This window comes from Gardnerella sp. KA00255 (genome assembly GCF_049244095.1).
Lineage (GTDB): Bacteria > Actinomycetota > Actinomycetes > Actinomycetales > Bifidobacteriaceae > Bifidobacterium > Bifidobacterium vaginale_F.
Genome location: NZ_CP058374.1, coordinates 1,625,245 through 1,643,993, shown reverse-complemented (window position 1 = coordinate 1,643,993; position 18,749 = coordinate 1,625,245). Strand labels below are relative to the sequence as shown.

13 protein-coding genes and 1 CRISPR repeat array (1 of these 14 running past the window's edge) are annotated in these 18,749 nt (G+C 40.8%); of the genes, 2 read left to right on the top strand and 11 right to left on the bottom strand.

The annotated features are described in order from the left end of the window. Positions 1 to 285: direct repeats of the CRISPR family, unit length 36 nt; unit sequence GTTGAAAATTAGCTTCTACCATTCTTGATACAATTG; it reaches 383 nt to the left of the window's first position. A gap of 50 nt (positions 286 to 335) precedes the next feature. Genes cas2 through cas9 form a run of 3 tightly spaced genes read right to left on the bottom strand, consistent with a single transcriptional unit; the run spans position 336 to position 5,141 of the window. Then, positions 336 to 668: a CRISPR-associated endonuclease Cas2 gene (cas2, locus tag HXT51_RS06405; protein ID WP_174143299.1), complete on the bottom strand. Its 333-nt coding sequence runs from the start codon at positions 666 to 668 to the stop codon at positions 336 to 338. Then, positions 665 to 1,573 (bottom strand): type II CRISPR-associated endonuclease Cas1, encoded by a 909-nt coding sequence (cas1, locus tag HXT51_RS06400; protein WP_421776463.1) that lies wholly within the window; start codon positions 1,571 to 1,573, stop codon positions 665 to 667. Before cas1 ends, cas2 begins: the two co-directional genes overlap by 4 nt. A gap of 7 nt (positions 1,574 to 1,580) precedes the next feature. After that, complete coding sequence (gene cas9 / locus HXT51_RS06395) at positions 1,581 to 5,141, bottom strand: type II CRISPR RNA-guided endonuclease Cas9 (RefSeq protein WP_421776462.1); 3,561 nt, start codon at positions 5,139 to 5,141, stop codon at positions 1,581 to 1,583. Between the two features lie 500 nt (positions 5,142 to 5,641). On the opposite strand from cas9, the gene HXT51_RS06390 reads away from it, so the two are divergent. After that, positions 5,642 to 6,163: a single-stranded DNA-binding protein gene (locus tag HXT51_RS06390; protein ID WP_103084790.1), complete on the top strand. Its 522-nt coding sequence runs from the start codon at positions 5,642 to 5,644 to the stop codon at positions 6,161 to 6,163. Positions 6,164 to 6,501: 338 nt separating this feature from the next. Here the strand turns inward: HXT51_RS06390 and HXT51_RS06385 are convergent, their stop codons facing one another. Together HXT51_RS06385 and HXT51_RS06380 are read right to left on the bottom strand one after the other, a co-directional pair. Then, positions 6,502 to 7,743, bottom strand: coding sequence for an ATP-binding protein (locus tag HXT51_RS06385; RefSeq protein WP_103084789.1), 1,242 nt, complete (start codon positions 7,741 to 7,743; stop codon positions 6,502 to 6,504). A gap of 910 nt (positions 7,744 to 8,653) precedes the next feature. After that, positions 8,654 to 10,489, bottom strand: coding sequence for a proline--tRNA ligase (locus tag HXT51_RS06380; RefSeq protein WP_421776461.1), 1,836 nt, complete (start codon positions 10,487 to 10,489; stop codon positions 8,654 to 8,656). A gap of 270 nt (positions 10,490 to 10,759) precedes the next feature. Between HXT51_RS06380 and HXT51_RS06375 the strand changes: the two genes are divergently transcribed. Continuing rightward, a complete protein-coding gene (locus HXT51_RS06375; protein WP_421776460.1) occupies positions 10,760 to 11,776 on the top strand; it encodes a hypothetical protein in 1,017 nt (338 codons plus the stop codon). Positions 11,777 to 11,888: 112 nt separating this feature from the next. Here the strand turns inward: HXT51_RS06375 and HXT51_RS06370 are convergent, their stop codons facing one another. The 6 genes from HXT51_RS06370 to prmC form a co-directional block, all read right to left on the bottom strand. Further along, positions 11,889 to 13,355 carry an ATP-dependent DNA helicase gene (locus HXT51_RS06370; protein ID WP_421776459.1) on the bottom strand — a complete coding sequence of 489 codons (1,467 nt, stop codon included), beginning with the start codon at positions 13,353 to 13,355 and terminating at the stop codon, positions 11,889 to 11,891. Positions 13,356 to 13,403: 48 nt separating this feature from the next. Next, positions 13,404 to 14,111 (bottom strand): oligoribonuclease, encoded by a 708-nt coding sequence (gene orn, locus HXT51_RS06365; RefSeq protein WP_410314448.1) that lies wholly within the window; start codon positions 14,109 to 14,111, stop codon positions 13,404 to 13,406. A 193-nt stretch (positions 14,112 to 14,304) separates the two neighbouring features. Next, complete coding sequence (guaB, locus tag HXT51_RS06360; RefSeq protein ID WP_421776458.1) at positions 14,305 to 15,849, bottom strand: IMP dehydrogenase; 1,545 nt, start codon at positions 15,847 to 15,849, stop codon at positions 14,305 to 14,307. 67 nt (positions 15,850 to 15,916) lie between these two features. Further along, the gene (locus HXT51_RS06355; RefSeq protein ID WP_415691853.1) at positions 15,917 to 17,020 is read right to left on the bottom strand and encodes an MraY family glycosyltransferase; all 1,104 of its coding nucleotides are present in this window, start codon (positions 17,018 to 17,020) and stop codon (positions 15,917 to 15,919) included. Beyond that, positions 17,017 to 17,763, bottom strand: coding sequence for an L-threonylcarbamoyladenylate synthase (locus HXT51_RS06350; RefSeq protein ID WP_421776457.1), 747 nt, complete (start codon positions 17,761 to 17,763; stop codon positions 17,017 to 17,019). Before HXT51_RS06350 ends, HXT51_RS06355 begins: the two co-directional genes overlap by 4 nt. Beyond that, on the bottom strand, positions 17,741 to 18,655 hold the full coding sequence (gene prmC / locus HXT51_RS06345) for a peptide chain release factor N(5)-glutamine methyltransferase (protein ID WP_421776456.1): 915 nt from the start codon (positions 18,653 to 18,655) through the stop codon (positions 17,741 to 17,743). Before prmC ends, HXT51_RS06350 begins: the two co-directional genes overlap by 23 nt. Positions 18,656 to 18,749: the final 94 nt, after the last annotated feature.

Here is an 18,749-nt window from a genome sequence, read left to right as displayed (position 1 = left end):
TTAGCTTCTACCATTCTTGATACAATTGACACAAGCTTCATTGAATGTTAATACGCGTTGAAAATTAGCTTCTACCATTCTTGATACAATTGAGTATTACGATTGCTTTCCTCTCCAAGCGTTGAAAATTAGCTTCTACCATTCTTGATACAATTGAAGGGGCAAAATCTTTGATGACAGAAGCGTTGAAAATTAGCTTCTACCATTCTTGATACAATTGTATTCTATGCAAAACGTGATGTGCAAGTTGTTGAAAATTAGCTTCTACCATTCTTGATACAATTGGTATATCGTCAAGAATGGTAGAATTCCAACTATTATGAAGCGTTTTACGATTAAAAAAGCACAGCTATATCTGGAGTTTCTTCTTTCTTTTCTTGCCTAGCATTGTAATAACGCTGTGCAGACGACCATTGATGATCACTGACATGTAAAATGCGTATAGATCCACGCGGCGGAAGATTATCCTTAATTATTTTTACTGAAGTTCTATTTCCTGTTTGAGTGGGGCTATAACGAACATATACAGAAAATTGCACCATTGCATATCCCATATCAAGCAGCATATTGCGAAATACAGTTGCAGCATGACGCTCCACTTTTGTTTTCACCGGTAAATCAAACATCACTAAACACCACATGCCACCACTGTCCTCATCGACTTTCAAAATCCACTCCTCACGAATTGTGGTACTTGAAATTCTTCCACGCCTTTTTCCACATAAATACCATATGATTGAGCTAAATCAGATAAGGCACTAGGAATCGTATGCCCAGAACCATTAAACTGTTGATTAACACTGTCGATTAAATACTTCTTAACTGCTTTATCATTTGGTGTATCAGAGAACAATAATTTTGAAACAGCGTAATCAACAGCTGGTCTAAACGGTTCAATTATGTCATCTGCTAAGCAGAAATAATTAGTACCATTATGATGATTCATGCCCATTGCGGGATTAAGACCAGCAGATAAAACTGCACGAATGGAAAAACCACGCAACACCATGTAAGCATAGTCAAGTAAAGCATTCCTATCTTGACCAGAACCTGGTTTACGATGAAAATCTTCTTTCTCGGGAAAAATACGTTTCCAATATTCACGAGCAGCTTGGCCTTCCCTATTCGTTACATCTCCAGAACGAACAGTATTAGATAGTCCTCGTAATAATCCACCTCCCTCTTTATTTAATAAATCGAGGCAAGCTGCTTGTCCACGTATTTTCGCGCGAACAATCTGAGCCCACGCTGCTTTTCTTCGAGGCACACTCATTGTTGCCTGAGACAATTGACGAACCGTAATTCTCGTAGGAACATTGGTCCACGAATGCATAGCACTGATAGGAACACATCGCCAATCACAGGTCATTACACAAGTACCATATTCAGCACACTGATGAAGCAGACCTGCAGAACAACTACAATGCAAACCAATAAGCAATATTGCTGTTTCCGCTAGAGGAATTTCAACTTTCTGCTCTAATGCGTGATCACACACTAAAATCCTACCGCGAATATACCGTAATTCACCTTGTAAATTAGTGCAATCAATCACACGCCATGCATTCTGCATAATTCCTCTATTCTCTATTTTCTCCAGTATTCCAACGCCAAGAGATAGGTAAATGCGAATGCGATATCCAACGCACTTCACCTAACGCATTACGTCGAATAGTTGCTGCGTTATACTTGGCTAATACATTAACCGAAACACGCCAACCTTTACCAACTAGAATCTTATTAATAGATTTTTCATAAGAAGAATAATCGAAGTTATTGCGCTTGCAATTCGAATACAACTTGTCAATTCCTTCAGAAGAAATCATCGATGGTTTAAGTATCAAAGTTGTTTCATTGTCTGTACCCACAACCACCCAATGGTTATATGCTGCACAATTTGCTCCTATTTTGTTTAGGAATTCTACAAATGTACCTATATTTTCTGATAATTTAGCATGACTAAAATCAACGATAATCTCATCGCCAGGCACAAGATATCCGAGATAATTAGCATTATCTGTTTGCACAGCATGAGCGACTTCCGTATTAGCATATCTCATTGAGATAGACTGCTCAGGCAAATCACACGAGAATAAATCTTCATGAATGTGTTTATGCAAATCATTTTGAAATACACGAATCATTCTATAAGATTTTTTAATTTTCTCACTTTTCAACTTTTCAAAACATTCATAAATACGTAAATGGTGGATAGAATTACCAATCTCTGCAGAACCTTCTCGTACGAAAAGCTGCGCTGCTTGTGCTTTGAAAAAAGTAATCGAATCATCAGCATTTAACTTCTTATTATGCAACAGAATAGTTCTATTTGGATTTTCAGGAAGACCATTGTTTACATCATAATCAGGATTCCTTGTCAAAGCACAATAAAGTGCAGGAGTAGAAGAACGTCGAATTGTTTCACTGTCAATTTCATCACCGACATGCAACTTCAATAATGCATGTACCTCATATTGATGAACAGAAGAATTACTGTATCTCAAACGAATAGAATTAACCACAGCAATACGATCAGCTCTCATTTCTTCATTAAGAAGTTTCAATAACTCATTCATACGAACAGACCAATTAGCATATTGCTGATATCCTTGATCATTAGCCGTTGGATATTCTCTCCAATCAATACCACCGGGAACCACTTTATTGCCTTGCAATAACTGTGTTTCACGCAGATTGCATTTAATTGCAAGTATTTGAGCTATTCCTGGAGTCATCATTGCAATTACTGATGCATCAACTGCATGATGTCGTCTATCAAAACGAGTTTTTCTTCTACCATCAAAGAACTCCAGTTTTCCGTCAATTCCAGACATTCTTCTTGCTATAGCAGTAAGAGACCCAGCATAAACTCCAACATTTGTTTGAGCTTTATTACTTATATCGGAAATACCATTGTTTGTTTGATAATTCTGCGAATTATAATACCAATCAATTCTACGATGCAATTCGTTTGCCATCCATGCAACCGATTCAATAGAACGATTATCGAACGCTTCATCACCAACCTTTTGCTTCAAGCGAGCTATAACTTCTTTTTTGAATTGGTTAGCACCGCGTTTATCGTATGATTTAGGCGGGAAAATAAAAGCACGAACCCGATTAATAGCGGAATCTACACTAATATCATGATTCTTGCAATATGTAGATTGCTCGCACCAAGTTGCAAAAGGAGTATTACACTTTTGCGCGTTACACGATGAGCAAGTAGCAACTAAATTCTCACGAGTATTCGTAGAACCTGGCCCCTTACGCGGAACAATATGGTCTAGCTCACAAGTATGATAAGTAATCCCAGCACCACAATACAAGCATTGCCCATTCTGACGTTGAACAGCCTCATAACGACGTATATCTGCATCTGAAATAGAATCATTCGTGCCTAAATGCAAAGAATTCCGCATCATTGCTTTAATATTTTCTTTATCTTCTGTTCGTTTATCTAATAATTTCTTATATGAATTCGCCATTTTTTTAGATTGGAATCCAGAACGAACATGTTCAATATTAATACGTTCAGGATTGCCCCAACGATTTTTAGCACTTATAAGGAATCTATGCACAATTTTCAATACTCGATCAACTGAAGGATTACCTGTTGGCTCTGCAATAGGAGCTTCAGATGGACGCCAATTATTTGGTAAATTAAATAACTTTTTGCGCGCTTCAAATAAATCATCATCAGTTTCAAGCATTTGTTTATTGAGTTTATCTAATGTTTCCAAACTATAAGCAGCACGACCATCAGGTAATGAAATATTTTCCAATGCCGCAATTCTTGTTTCATCCATTGAATCAATAAACGCTATTGATGAACCGTACTTATCTTGATATTCAGGATTATCATGAATTGCTTCTATGTCTACCGTGTTGCTCAATATCTCAATAAGAGCTTCTTTCTCTTCTTGCGTACGATTAGCAGATAACCACCAAGTAGGCAACGATTGCCCTAAATATTTATTATTCGCATAAATAATAGCTAACTCACTATTCAACATTGGCGGACGATTACCAACAGATTCTCCATCTCCTATTTGTGATCCTACTCCACGCAACTTATAGCGTTCAATTCCGAGGCAATCAGCTACATCAATCCAAGTATATAATGGCGCTTCGGAGCCTTTCTCTTTTGAAGACTCATAAGTCGAAGTTGTTAATAATTTATAAACACTTTGCTTTTCTTCTATTGTTAAACAACGTTCTTTTGAATTTTCTCTTATGCGAAGATTAGAAATAGTAGATATGATTCGATATTTCTGAAACGCTAACGATGCCTTTAGCGCACGCTTACCCTTGCCTGTTATAGCATCCTTGCCAACACGATTTTCTGCAGAACCACGCGGAGATTTCGCATAAAAAACAGCATTAATAATCTGCTCTCTAACACACTTGTCATCAATATGTTGCACATTGAAAATATTGAGAATCTCAAGCATGCTGTCACTTTGCATTAGCTTACGTGGTAAAACAGGATCTAATGAGTTGGGATGATCTTTCTTTTTATCGTCTGTAGTTATACGTAAACGACGTGAGGGTTTACCTTGTTGTGATAAAAGATAATCGCGTACTAATTGCGCAGGCGTACAACCTTCACAACCTACTCCTGGCGCAAACTTTTCAATATTTTTTAGCAGCTCATTGTAAAATTCAGAATACTCAGTCTCTTGCATCATTGACTTTATTGACTGATAAGGATTGCGCCAACCACGATGTCGAGCAATATGACGAATTGCAACACTTAACATTTGTTTACGTTGTTTTTCGTCCTCAATATATTCATCAGCAAGTTTTGCACGAAAAATCCATGGAATAAACGAATCAGAAAAATCTAAATCCTTGTTCTCAACGACAGGCCAACCCAATGATTGCAATAGAAAATCAAGTTTTTTCAATCGACGCCTGCACTGACGATGCAACCTGCGCACACGACGCGCAACACCAGAAATTGCTTTACGAGTATCAGATTCTTTTGCCCCATTTGGATCAATACCAGCATCATGAATAACACTCATTGCTTTAAGTATTCTTATAGGTTTACCATTATTATCCAAACGAATCGCAGCAAGACCTACTGAATTTAAACCGACGTCAATGCCGATAGCATAAGAAATATTGCCTTCCATATATAGAATAATAAGCACTTATTTATATAAATAAAATAACTATCTATAAATTTTCATATATTAAATACGCTAGATAAGAGATAAAAGAAATAAAAGATAAAATAAGCTCACTCGCAGTAATGTGTTGTGAGCTTATTTTTTATGCTAAAAATAAGCGCTAAATCAGAATCAGGATTATTCCCCAAAGTTATTTCCCAAAGTTAGTTCACGAATCAGCTGCGGTTAACAAATCAGTTGCGATTCACAAATCAGTTGCGATTCACGAATAGAAGTTAGTTCGCAAATCATTTAGCACTTTTTCCAAAAAAGTCAAGATTTTACTCTCTTTGTGGTCGGAAGAACTTCTGACCACAATGGAATTTTTTTCTATGCAAAATTTTAAACATGCTTCATAGTAGATAGTACTGCGGCATTTCCTCGTAGCTGCGAAGCTCAGGGGCAATGAAGGCTCTGATTTCGGGGCTGAAATGGCTGCAGTCCAATTTGTGAAAGGATTAAAAATGGTTCAACAACAGGCAACTATTACTATGAGTGGGTATGTTAGTTCAGACCCTGTGGAATTCGGTAAAAATGGCGGAACTACAGCATGCACATTGCGAATAGCCAATACTCCATCTTACTATCATGCTGAAGAAAAACATTGGGTAGATAAACCTACAACTTGGATGACAGTTAAAGCATACAGGAATCTTGCAAGCAACGTATTGCAAAGTGTACACAAAGGCGATGCGATTGTTGTATCTGGAATTTTAAACACTGAAGCATGGCAAAAAGACGGATCAGACTATAGCAGAGTAATCTTAGAAGCTTCTGCAATTGGCCATGATCTTAATCGTGGAACTACTCAATTTACAAAGCACTCATACGACTCTAATAAAAATGCTAATTCTAAAAATTCTTCTGAAGGCTTACAAACACAAAAGAATAATGAGCAAAACAAAATAAGCGTTACATCGTCTAAATCATCAAATATTAATTCTCAAGTAGAAAACGATGAATTCGGAGGTGATGCGAATATTTAAATGGATGGTAATAAATAAATAAAATAAATAAATAAATAAAGTTTTTTGCACATTTCATAATTTGCCGCCAAGAACAATGCTACTACTAGTATCAATACGCGTTACGATACGAAAATAGCAAAATTCCTGGCGGCAAGTTTTAATTTATAAGCGTTTACGCAAGCAAAGCGTTTACGCGCGAGCGCCAACTGCACGGGTGTCTTAAAACGAGCAAAATAAGACACTAACGCAGAAACCATACTGCGCGAGTGCCCGAAGATAGACAAAATCAGGCCCTAACGCAGTACACATACTGCACGGGTGTCCAAAAAAGTGGTACATATCAGAATATTTTATTATCAAATATCCAAAAGCGTTTCATCAAGAAGAAAATCAATAACTCCTAAGACAAGAATTCCGTCATCTGTTCTCCACGGTTTAATACAATCTTTAACAATAATAATTTTCTTGAAATTATCTGATATATTGTTCAACGATCTAGATTCTTGCAAAGTCTTCGCGTGCGTAGACAAATTCAAAGACGACTGAATATAGTACTTGTTATCCGCAAGATTACAAACAAAATCTACTTCTGTTTGAATTCTCTTATTTCCTTCGCGAATCTCAACAACGCCAACATCTACGTTATATCCCCTCACAACTAATTCATTATAAATAACATTTTCCATTAAATGAGACTCTTCCTGCTGCCTGAAATTGAGTCGCGCATTCCTAAGTCCCAAATCAGAAAAATAATACTTTTGTGGAGTATTAATATATTTCCTTCCTTTAATGTCATAACGTAACGCTTTTTCAACAATGAACGAATCTTCTATAAAAGAAAGATAAGAAATAACCGTACATAACGACAGTTCCTTTTCTCCTTTGCTTTTGAACGTCTCAAATATTTTCTGCGGATTTGTCAAAGAGCCAACAGAAGATGCGAGAATATTAATAAGCGTATCCATAACGTCTAAACGCTTAATTCCGTTACGCTCTGTAATATCGCGAACATAAGTTTGATCAAACAAATTCTTTAAATATGAAGCTTTTTCTTTATCATTTTTCTTCGATACGATAAGCGGCATGCCACCATAAGTAAGATATTCATTCCAAGCATTAATCTTGTCGGAATCAACAACTGAATAAAATTCAGAAAACGACAACGGATGAACATGTATTTGCTCACCTCGACCTCTAAATTCTGTAATAATGTCAGAAGAAAGGAATTTAGAATTACTACCAGTTATATAAATATCAATATTTTGCTCATGCAATAGTCCACTTACAACAAATTCAAACCCTTTCACCAACTGAATCTCATCAAGAATAAGGTAATAAGGATTACTGTCTTTAATCATCGCCAAAATATCTTGCTCAAGCAACTCTGCATTATTGTGATATTTCATACTAATTGCGCGATCTAATTCTATTTTAATAATATGATCCGCAGGTACGCCTTCAGAAAGCAGATAATTTCTATATAAAGGATCCAAAAGATACGATTTTCCACATCTTCGAATACCGGTTATCACTTTAACCATTCCATCATCTTTTTTATCAATTATCTGCTGTAAATAATGTTCTCTCGCAATTTGCATTACTATTCCTCACTATTCTCACTAAACAACTCGCTAAACAACTCGCTAAATGATTCATTAGTAATTCACTTAGTAATTCACTCGATAATTTCTTTAAATTACTCACTGAATTACTCACTGAATAAATTTGACAGAAACGGCAATTTTCTTCACTGGAATTCCTTAAGTTTGATTCTATTGCAATCATAAAATAAAAGCAATGAAGATTTTTGCCATTTACGGCAATTTTCTTCACCGACACAATGCGGCCAAACCCAACAGGCAGACAATTCTAAGGTACCCAACCTCTGCTAAGTAAACAAAACCAAGAACCCCCTCTTGCTTTTGTTTACTTACTTGAGCTTTGCACGAACGTTAAAACGAGCAAAATCAGACACTCATGCAGCGCGACGACCTGCCTGAGCACTGCGATATAGCGTGCGAAGGCAACTCGGAGCGCCGAGCTTGCTCAAAGTTGAAAGCACAGTGCGCTTTCAACGCAAGCGAGGTCTGACTTCGTCAGTAAAGACGAAGTCAGGGTGATTTATTTGGTATTGCATTGGGAATTTGGTTGTGGCTAAGGTGCGCTGACGACCTGCCTGAGTTTCGTATGCGCTAAGTAAACAAAACCAAGCAACCCTTCTTGCTTTTGTTTACCAACACACCACAAAAGTAAACAAAACCAAGCAACCCTTCTTGCTTTTGTTTACCAACACGCTACCTAAGTAAACAAAACCAAGAACACTCCCCCGAGTTTGTTTACTTAGAGCACAGATAAGTACACAAAACCAAGAACCCCCTCTTGCTTTTGTTTACTTACTTGAGCTTTGCACGAACGTTAAAACGAGCAAAATCAGACACTAACGCAGCGCGACGACCTGCCTGAGCGCTGCGATTTAGCGCGCTTAGGCAGGTCGTCGCACACCATGCACTATTCGTTCAAGCAGGTCGTCACGCGCTCAGCGATTCGAGCCGCAGCCTCATCCACTGGAACTGCTTCAACGTTTGAGCCGTTGCGATCGCGGATTTCAATCGTTCCGTTGTTCACGGTATCGCGACCTGCTACAGCAATCAGAGGCACGCCAACAAGCTCAGCATCCTTAAACTTCACGCCTGGAGAAACCTTTGGACGGTCGTCAAAGATTACTTCGATGCCTTGCTTGCTAAGCTCTTCAACAACCTTTTCAGCAGCGTCGAAAGCAACTTGATCCTTGCCAGTAGCAACGACGTGAACCTGAGCTGGAGCAATCGCCATAGGCCATGCGAGACCAGTATCATCGTGATGCGTTTCTGCCAAGCATGCAATCACGCGGCTAACGCCAATGCCGTAGCAGCCCATCCAAACTGGTACAGCTTTACCGTTTTCGTTAAGAACACTTAAGCCCAAAGCCTTAGAATACTTTAAGCCAAGCTGGAACACCTGGCCGATTTCCACACCGCGTTCGAAGCTCAATGGGCCAGAACCATCTGGGCTCATATCGCCGTCGCGAACCTGGGCTGCTTCAACAACGCCATCAGCCTCAAAATCGCGTCCGTAAACAGCGTTATAAACGTGCTTTCCGTCTTCGTCGGCTCCTGTAATCCATGCGCTTCCCTTTGCAACATGAGCATCCATCAAGTAGCGGACAGGATTTTCAATACCACTACCCTCTTTGCGAGCTTGAGGACCTAATACACTAAAGCCAATGTAGCCCTTAACAAACTCAGGATGAGCCTTCAAATCATCCTCAGTTGCTTCTTCAATTTCTGCAGGAGCAAACTGAGCTTCAAGACGCTTCATATCTACCTGGCGATCACCTGGAATACCAATAGCCACGATTTCGCGCCATGGCTCCTCGTGCTCGCCACCCTCAGCATCAGCCGGGTGCTTAACAGCAATAATAAGGTTCTTCAAAGTGTCAGACGCTTGCCATTCGCGACCATCTTCGCGCGGATGCAAATCGTTGGAAACTTTAACCAAAGCCTCAATCGTCTTAGCGTCTGGAGTTTCAAGGGCTTCTGCTGCAGGAGTTGCTGAATAATCAACATCAGACATTTCTGGAGTGGTAAGAGCCTCAACATTCCAAGCTTTTCCAGAAGGAGCGAGAGCAAAAGTATCTTCGCCAATTGGCATTGGAGCCAAGAATTCCTCGGAATCAGAACCACCCATAGGGCCGGAAACAGCGTGAACAATCACATATTTAATGCCCAAACGGTCGAAAATTCGAGCGTAAGCAGCACGCTCTTCAACATAAGCAGACTTCAAACCATCTTCGTCAATCGAGAACGAGTAAGCGTCTTGCATAATAAACTCACGGCCGCGGATAAGACCTGCGCGAGGACGGAATTCGTCGCGATACTTCGTTTGAATCTGATACAAAGTAACTGGCAAATCCTTGTAAGAAGAATACATATCCTTAACAAGAAGCGTGAAAACTTCTTCGTGCGTTGGAGCAAGAAGATAGTCAGCCTCATGACGATCTTTAAGGCGGAAAATGTTATCACCATATTCTTCCCAACGGTTTGTCGCCTCATAAGGCTCACGTGGAAGAAGCGCTGGGAAGTGGACCTCCTGCGCACCGATACCGTTGATTTCTTCGCGAATAATAGCCTGAACCTTGTTTAAAACCTTGAGGCCAAGCGGTAACCAAGTCCACACACCTGGGGCAGATTTACGAATATAGCCTGCGCGCTGCATAAGTTTTGCGGAAGTAACGTCCGCGTCTGCTGGATCCTCGCGCAGCGTACGAAGGAACAGCTGAGACATACGAAGTACATTGGAATTCATGCGTTCCAATCTATTTGCGCATGAGGACATAAACACTTGTTTAATAGTATTAACAAAAATAAATTAGTAAAATATATAAATTCTATTTTAAATAAAATAATTATTTACGAATATTGCAATAACTTGTGCACAATATAATATGCACAAAAGTATTTATTAAATAACTTGACATTAAGAGTTATACTAAAGCCTATATGAAAAATGGCATGAATTGTTGATTTTGTAACTTATAATTTTTTAAATTGTGATTTTAAGAGAGTGGAATTTATTATGAGCGATTTTAATAACAATCATCCTTCGAACAATCATGCTTCGAACAATCATCCTTCGAACAATAATGCTTCGAACAATAATCAAGGCATGCAAAATAATAACTATTCCCAAAACAATCAACAAACAAACTGGCAAAATAATCATCCGTACAATATGCAATTCAATCAGCAAACTTGGCCATCCAGCCCATATGCTCAGCCAGCTCATTCATCTAGTCCATACGCTCAGCCAGCCAGCCCGTACAATCAGCCACAAATTCGCAATCAGCCGCCTCATCCAGCTCAGCCAGCCGGTCCATACAATCAGCCGCCTCAACAATACGCTCATTCACCTCAACCATACTCTCATCCAGCTCAACAATACGCTCAACAATCAAATTATTCTCAAACGCCTAATCATTACCAACAAATAAATGCTGGATACAATAACCCAAATCCTGTGAGAAATTCTCGACCAGATCATTTTATTTTGAATCCTGCTTATAAAATATCTAAAGAACCAATAACTAAAACAGAAACAATCGAAGACTTTTTTATTTACTTTGTTAATTACTTTACAAAAATGTTTGTGATTAAAGAAACTGCGTCGCGTAATGAATTTTTCGCTGGCGCTATAACTACAGGCATCATATTCCTTACAGTCCAACTGTTTTATTACATATATTTATTTGAAAGCGCTAATTACAATAATTTAATAACTTCTGCTTCTATTCTTCGCTCAGTGTTTTCTCCTACCAAACTTTTATTGGGAGCAATCATAGCATCCCCACTTTTATTACCTTACTCTACTCTTCTTATTCGCAGAGCATACGATGCAGGATTCTCTAATGCGATACCTCCGTTAGTATCTATCGCACTAATCGTATCTGGAACAGCATCAACCATAATTGCACTATTCGCTGATTTCTTACAACAACCACGAATATTTCTTATTTTCATATTTATCGCACTAATTTTAATGGTTTTTGGAATTGGAAGTTCGTGGAACATCATAAAACGACCTTCTACAAAATAAGTATTTCTAAAATTGCTTAAGCATACTATTTTTATGTTAGTTTCCAGAATTTTTATAGTAATTTAAATAAAAGTGGTAAATAAAGCAGTAAATAAAAGTACTAAATAAAGCACTAAAACTCGTCATTGAATCCAAACTCGTCATTGAATCCAAACTCATCGTTGCTAGTACTTGCAAAAATATCAAGTTCCTGCTGACTAATGAATTCGTTTTCTAACGTGTTTTTTACGAAAGAATTAGCACCACTGTTAGTAAGCATCTTACTTGCTTTCTCAGAAGCCTCACGCAAAGATCCGTCTAGCAGTACAGCATCCACCGAAACACTAAACGCGCGATCGTTAATACCTTCCAGATAAAGCCCGCTCAGATTTTCCACGCGAGAAAGCGCCACGTATCCCATTCCGGGAGCGAAAGTTCTACGCAAATCCATTACCGCAGAATCAAGCGTCATACCTTGCGATTTATGAATCGTAATTCCCCACGCGCAACGAAGAGGCACTTGATTTACGCTTGCAAGTACAGTCTCACCGTCCGTCATTTCCCAAGCAGCCGGCTTAAGAGTCACAATATTGCCGTTTTCAAACTCAACAATCGGCCATCCGCCTTTAGACTCAGGCGCAAAACGCAACACACGACCAACCGAACCGTTTACGTACTGCTTTTCCTGGTCGTTTCGCAACGCCATCACAGCAGCTCCGGCCTTTAAAACTAAACGTTCCGGAGCGAGCATATTCTTCTTTAAGCGATCGACGAGATTTTTAGGACCAGCTTCTGTTGCAACGAATTCGTGAGGCTCAGCATCAATTGCCGCCAGCTGCACATTATTTAAGCCATCTGCTTGCGCGTTCGTAGGGAAAAGATGCACTGAAACCTCGTCGTCTTGCGGATACTCACCAAGGCGACTAGCAAGCACTTGCTTATCGTCGTCACTTACAATACCGCCACGAATATCCGTCAAAACTTCAAGCAACTTGCCGTCATCCTGACGATGTTGCTCAGTTAAGTAGCACACAACAGGCTTTAAAGCATCCCAAGCGAAAGATTCCGTAATATAACCTTCAGGATTTTTGCCAGCAGCAGCATACTTTTCTCGCGACTCAATAAATGCCTGACTTGGCTCGAACACATCGCGATTTCGCATAGAAGTGCTTACAGGAGGTAGTTGGAAGAAATCTCCCGAAATAACTACTTGAAGTCCGCCGAAAGGAGCAGAATTTTTGCGCACCTTACGGCATACTTCGTCAACCATGTCGAAAAGCCACGCGTGAATCATTGAAACTTCGTCCAACACAAGCACGTCCGTGGCTTTTATGCGCTTTCCTCGCCTAGCTCTAATGGTTTTAAGAAGCGTATCCGTAAGCGCGTTTGAAACTCCAACTCCACTCCACGAGTGAATGGTTTGACCGTTTAAATGAGTTGCCGCAATGCCGGTAGAAGCAGTTACGGCAACACTTAAACCGTTTTTTCTCATTGCGCGAATAGCTTCGTTTAATACGTAGGTTTTACCTGCACCCGGAGCGCCGGTAATGAACGCGCTTGCACCAGCGTTGATTATGGTTAGAGCTTCGGATTGCTTCATTGGCAGTACCTTTTATTGCGTTTAATACGTTTAGTAGTCGCGCGTTATTTAATAGTCGCGCTTTTCTGCGGAATTTACATCTTCTAGCGCTTCTCCACGGCGTTCGTAGTCACGAAGCAAGCTCGTGCTCTCAATGTGTTGCGCGCCAGCTTTTGCTTGAGCCTCGCTTGGGCCTGGAGCTGGAACGAACATCATATCACGATAGTAACGAAGCTCGTCAATCGACTCAATAATATCCGCGAGCGCACGGTGTCCGCCATGTTTTGCCGGCTTATTGCGGTAAACGTCCGGGTAAAGTCTGCGAGAAATTTCCTTCAACGTACTTACGTCGATTACACGATAGTGCAAATTTGCCATTAAATCTGGCATGTAACGGTCGAGGAACTTTTTGTCGGAACCGACGGAGTTTCCAGCAAGATGAGCTTTTCCGCGAGCCGGCAGGAAGCGCTTTACGTACTCAACTACCTGCTTTTGCGCCTCTTCCAAAGACAAACCGTTTTTATTCCACTCGTCAACAAGTCCGGAAGAAGTGTGCATATTTCGCACAAAATCGTTCATATGAGCCACAGCAGCATCGCTTGGCTTAATCACTAAATCAATTCCGTCGTCCAAAACTTTCAAATTAAAGTCGGTTGGAACTACAGATACTTCGCATAATTCGTCGTGGAAAATATCGAGTCCCGTCATCTCGCAATCAATCCAAATTAAGCGCGATTCTTCCGGCGTAAACGTAAGATCTTCCTTAGCTTCAGCCATTTTCGTTCCTTTCCTAATATTTTTTCGAACCCATCAGCCTACATCTTCGTAGAGACGAGGCGCATATTAAAAACGACGAAAAGCATGCAAGTATGGGGAACTTGGTTAACTTTTCGCCGTTTAGAGCAAAATTAATTGCGCTTTATACGTGCTTTATATGCGATTCAATTGCGCACCACGCGCACCACGCGATTTAGTTGTGGAAACCGCTGTAGTTTGGCGCTTCTGCAGTCATCACAATATCGTGAGGATGAGATTCGCGAAGACCAGCATCAGTAATGCGAATAAAGCGGCCACGCTCTTGCATTTCCTTAATATTGTGCGCACCAACATAGAACATTGACTGATGCAATCCGCCAAGCAATTGGTAAAGCACAGCGTTAAGTGGACCGCGATATGGAACTTCGCCTTCTACGCCTTCTGGAACCACCTTGTCGGAGCTGGTAACGTCTGCCTGGAAGTAACGATCCTTCGAATAAGACTTCTTACCGCGAGGAGCCATTGCACCAAGTGATCCCATGCCACGATAAAGCTTATACTGCTTGCCGTGAAGCAAAACCTTTTCACCAGGAGCTTCCTCGCAACCAGCCAAAGTACCACCGAGCATTACGCTATCAGCGCCAGCAACCAAAGCCTTAGCAATATCGCCAGAATAGTGAATACCACCATCAGCAATGCATGGAACGCCAGCAGCCTTGCAAGCCTGAGCAGCGTCATAAACTGCAGTAAGCTGAGGCACGCCAACGCCAGCAACAACGCGCGTAGTGCAAATAGAGCCTGGGCCAACGCCAACCTTTACAGCGTCAACTCCAGCGTCAATCATTGCCTGCGCACCCTGGCGAGTAGCAATATTTCCGCCAATAATTTGTACGCCGTCAAAAGCCTTATCTGCCTTAATGCGACGAATCATATCAAGAGCCAAGCGAGCTTCGCCGTTTGCGGTATCGACCACAAGCACGTCAACTCCAGCTTCCATAAGAGCGCACGCACGCTGCCAAGCATCCCCAAGGAAACCAATTCCAGCAGCCACGCGCAAGCGGCCCTGATCATCCTTAGTAGCATCCGGATACTGCTCGGTCTTCACAAAGTCCTTAACAGTAATCAAACCTGTAAGCTTGCCATCAGCATCAACAAGCGGCAACTTTTCAACTTTGTTGTCTGCAAGCAAACGGTGAGCGTCATCCTTAGAAATATTTGAAGGACCGGTGACGAGATTTTCACGCGTCATCACATCCTTAACCTTCAAGCGGTCGTAATCTTCGGAAGCAATGAAACGCATATCACGGTTGGTAATAATGCCAACTAAACGATTTTCGCTATCCACTACCGGCAAGCCAGAAATATGGAAACGCCCGCACAATTTATCTAAATCGGCGAGCGTAGCATCTGGGTGAACAGTAAGTGGATTGGTGATCATACCGGATTCACTGCGCTTAACAATATCAACTTGCGCAGCTTGATCATCAATAGAAAGATTGCGGTGAAGCACACCAATACCACCGTTACGCGCCATAGCAATAGCCATATCGGATTCTGTAACAGTATCCATAGCAGCTGAAATAGCTGGCACTTTCATGGTAATTTCGCGAGTCAAATGAGTAGAAGTATCCACTTCGGAAGGAATAACATCAGTCTCATTTGGAAGCAAAAGGACATCGTCATAAGCGAGGCCGAGCTTCTCGAAAATTGGTGGAACAGGAGCATACACGGATTCCGTGTTCATATCAGTTGTAGCCATAGGGTTACTATACGTTTTTGCTATGACGTTTAGAAAAATAGCGTTTCATGAGCGTTTCATGAGCGTCTCATGAATTACGAATTTCTGGAATTCTCTTGCGCAAATACGGGAATAGCGTAAGTACTGTAAGAAGTGAAGCTGCAATTATCATTCCAACAAGTACATAAGCAGCTTTGAAGAACAAAATCATAATAGAACCAAAGGCAATAAGCGCTGCCCAACCCCATAAAATTAAAACTGCACCTTGCACAGAATGGCCAATTCTAAGCATCCTATGGTGTAAATGCATTCTGTCAGGATGCGTAGGTGACTGGCCTTTAGAAAGTCTACGAACAATCGCCAAGCACATGTCTAATACAGGTAAGAACAGCACAAGAATCGGCAATAATATTGGCATGAAAACAGGCAAATATATACTCGTATGAACCGCTGAAGGATCAATATGGCCAGTCATTATAATCGAAGCGCAAGTTATTAAATAACCTATAAGCATGGATCCTGAATCGCCCATAAAAAGTTTTGCAGGATGCCAATTATGCAATATAAAGCCTACGCATATACCTACCATAAGCACGTCAACAAGAGTTGCCATAGAAGCGTATATTGGAGAAGTTCTTGCAAGAATATATGAGTACGTAGCGAATGCAATTCCACCAATTGCAACTATCCCGGAAGCTAAACCATCAAGTCCATCAACAAAATTAACTGCATTAATAGATGAAACAATTAAAAATGCTGTAATTGCAATAGACAAACTAGGAGATGCTGTAACAAGCGAGCCAAGCGGCAATGTGACGATTTGCAATCCTCCCCATGCCACAAACACAGATATAAGAAGCTGACCGGCAAGTTTAAGCATCCAATCCAAATCCCAGATATCGTCACAAACGCCCAGAATACATATCATTATGGCACCTGCTAAAACAATCCAAGGCTGATTACTTCCAGCGAATAAACCAGAAATAAATGGCATTGAACTTGCAAAAGCTAAAGCAACAGCTAATCCGAAAAGCATGCCAACACCACCCATACGAGGTGTAGGTATAGTGTGAACATCCCTAGCTCTAACTTTGCCAACAGCTCCCATGGTTATAGCAAGATGACGCACTAAAGGCATAATCAGCCATGTAGCTCCGCCTGCAATTGCTGCAATAAACAGGTATACCCTCATCTCTTGCGACTTTCTGCTCTTATCTGTTCTTCGCTTATCACGCCTTCGCGCAAAATCACAATTCCGTCCGCGTCTGCTGGATCTGCTCCAACTACCGTGCTTGCCACGTGCGAGCGAGTCGGACCTGCGTTCAAATACAGAGGAATTTCGTCTCCAAAAGCAGCCACGGCCTCTTCTACACTATCTGCACTTTCGTGCCCACTGCGATTCGCACTAGAAGCAGCCAGTGGGCCTGTAACGCGCAAAATTTGCATCAATTCTGGGCAATCTGGCACGCGCACGCCTTGAGTTGCTTCAGCTTCAGCTGACTGAGTTGCTTCAGCTGACTGAGTTGCTTCAGCTGACTGAGTTGCTTGAGTTTGTGTATCGTTTTGAGCATCGTTTTGAGCATCAGTTTCAGACGTTTTACAAAGCGTAGCAAGTCTTGAAGCAATCGAGCCTTTTTTGGCACGAGCAATCGGAGAATATCCTCCTGGAAGGAACTTTTTGCCTAAAATATCTAGCGGAGATGGCAAATAAAGCCCAAGTTTTTCTAAGTCATCTACACTGCTCATTAAAATTTGCAACGCTTTTGTGCGAGGTCTGCGTTTAAGCTCGTAAATTTTTGCAACTGCTTTCTCATTAAACGGGTCACAAGCCACGCCGTAAACGGTGTCTGTCGGCACTACGATTACTCCCCCAGCATTAATAATTTGTGCTGCAAGCTGCAAGGATTCTTCATTAATTGTGCAAATTTTTCTCATTTTTTCCTCTTTTTTTGCATACTACAAATCTTGCTCTGTTTGTTAAGTCGTTTTTGACTTTTGCGCTACCAAATCCTATGTTTTGTGCATAATCCGAAAGGGCTTTTCCTTGCGTAATATCGTGCTCCATAATCATTATTCCACCTGGACGCAAATACTCAAAACTTGCTTCCATAATTTTTTGCGGTATTAGTAGACCGTCTTGAGATCCACCATATAACGCCATTTTAGGGTCATAATCTCTTGCTTCTATTTGCTCTACAGGTTGATTTTCTGGCACGTATGGAGGATTCGTAATCACTAAGTCTACTAGTCCTTTAATCGCACTTATTTCAGGCATATTAACATCTGTTGCATCACCCAATATTGCATGATATCTGTTTGAAATATCATATTCTTCCGCGATTTTGCAATAGTTTTTTTGTAAATATTCAAATGCTTCAGGCGACTTTTCTACAGCCCACACTTGCACGTCTGCAACTTCCGTCACAACCGACAATCCGATTGCGCCCGAACCTGCGCATAAGTCTACAACGACGGGATTCTTTAGATTATTTGCACGAATCCAATCTATTCCTTCTTGAACTACAACTTCTGTTTCCGGCCGCGGCACAAAAACACCTTTGCCTACTATTAGGTCTATGTAGCGAAAAGTTGCGCATCCAATAATGTGTTGCAACGGCTCGCGAGAAGCACGTCTAGATATAAAATCGCTATATTTGCTAGCATAATCGGGCGGAAAATCATTTAAATCGCCAAGTATTAGCGCTTTGTTTAAATCCGATAAACTTACGCCGCAAGCGTGTGCCAAAAGTACACGAGCGTCATATTGCGGAGAATCTACGCCTGCTTTACGAAGACGCGCAATAGCATTTTGCAAGAGTTCGCGCATAATACAAGCAATTCCTAGAAGCTAATTTCTACAAGCCAACACAAGCTAACACAAGCTAACACAAGCTAACACAAGAACAAGTTTAAAGAATATT

What these genes read in the sequence shown, in the direction of transcription:
- cas1 (WP_421776463.1), bottom strand. Translation starts at nt 1,573, where the DNA reads ATGCAGAATGCATGGCGTGTGATTGATTGCACTAATTTACAAGGTGAA.
- cas9 (WP_421776462.1), bottom strand. Translation starts at nt 5,141, where the DNA reads ATGGAAGGCAATATTTCTTATGCTATCGGCATTGACGTCGGTTTAAAT.
- HXT51_RS06390 (WP_103084790.1), top strand. Translation starts at nt 5,642, where the DNA reads ATGGTTCAACAACAGGCAACTATTACTATGAGTGGGTATGTTAGTTCA.
- HXT51_RS06385 (WP_103084789.1), bottom strand. Translation starts at nt 7,743, where the DNA reads ATGCAAATTGCGAGAGAACATTATTTACAGCAGATAATTGATAAAAAA.
- HXT51_RS06380 (WP_421776461.1), bottom strand. Translation starts at nt 10,489, where the DNA reads ATGAATTCCAATGTACTTCGTATGTCTCAGCTGTTCCTTCGTACGCTG.
- HXT51_RS06375 (WP_421776460.1), top strand. Translation starts at nt 10,760, where the DNA reads ATGAGCGATTTTAATAACAATCATCCTTCGAACAATCATGCTTCGAAC.
- HXT51_RS06370 (WP_421776459.1), bottom strand. Translation starts at nt 13,355, where the DNA reads ATGAAGCAATCCGAAGCTCTAACCATAATCAACGCTGGTGCAAGCGCG.
- orn (WP_410314448.1), bottom strand. Translation starts at nt 14,111, where the DNA reads ATGGCTGAAGCTAAGGAAGATCTTACGTTTACGCCGGAAGAATCGCGC.
- guaB (WP_421776458.1), bottom strand. Translation starts at nt 15,849, where the DNA reads ATGGCTACAACTGATATGAACACGGAATCCGTGTATGCTCCTGTTCCA.
- HXT51_RS06355 (WP_415691853.1), bottom strand. Translation starts at nt 17,020, where the DNA reads ATGAGGGTATACCTGTTTATTGCAGCAATTGCAGGCGGAGCTACATGG.
- HXT51_RS06350 (WP_421776457.1), bottom strand. Translation starts at nt 17,763, where the DNA reads ATGAGAAAAATTTGCACAATTAATGAAGAATCCTTGCAGCTTGCAGCA.
- prmC (WP_421776456.1), bottom strand. Translation starts at nt 18,655, where the DNA reads ATGCGCGAACTCTTGCAAAATGCTATTGCGCGTCTTCGTAAAGCAGGC.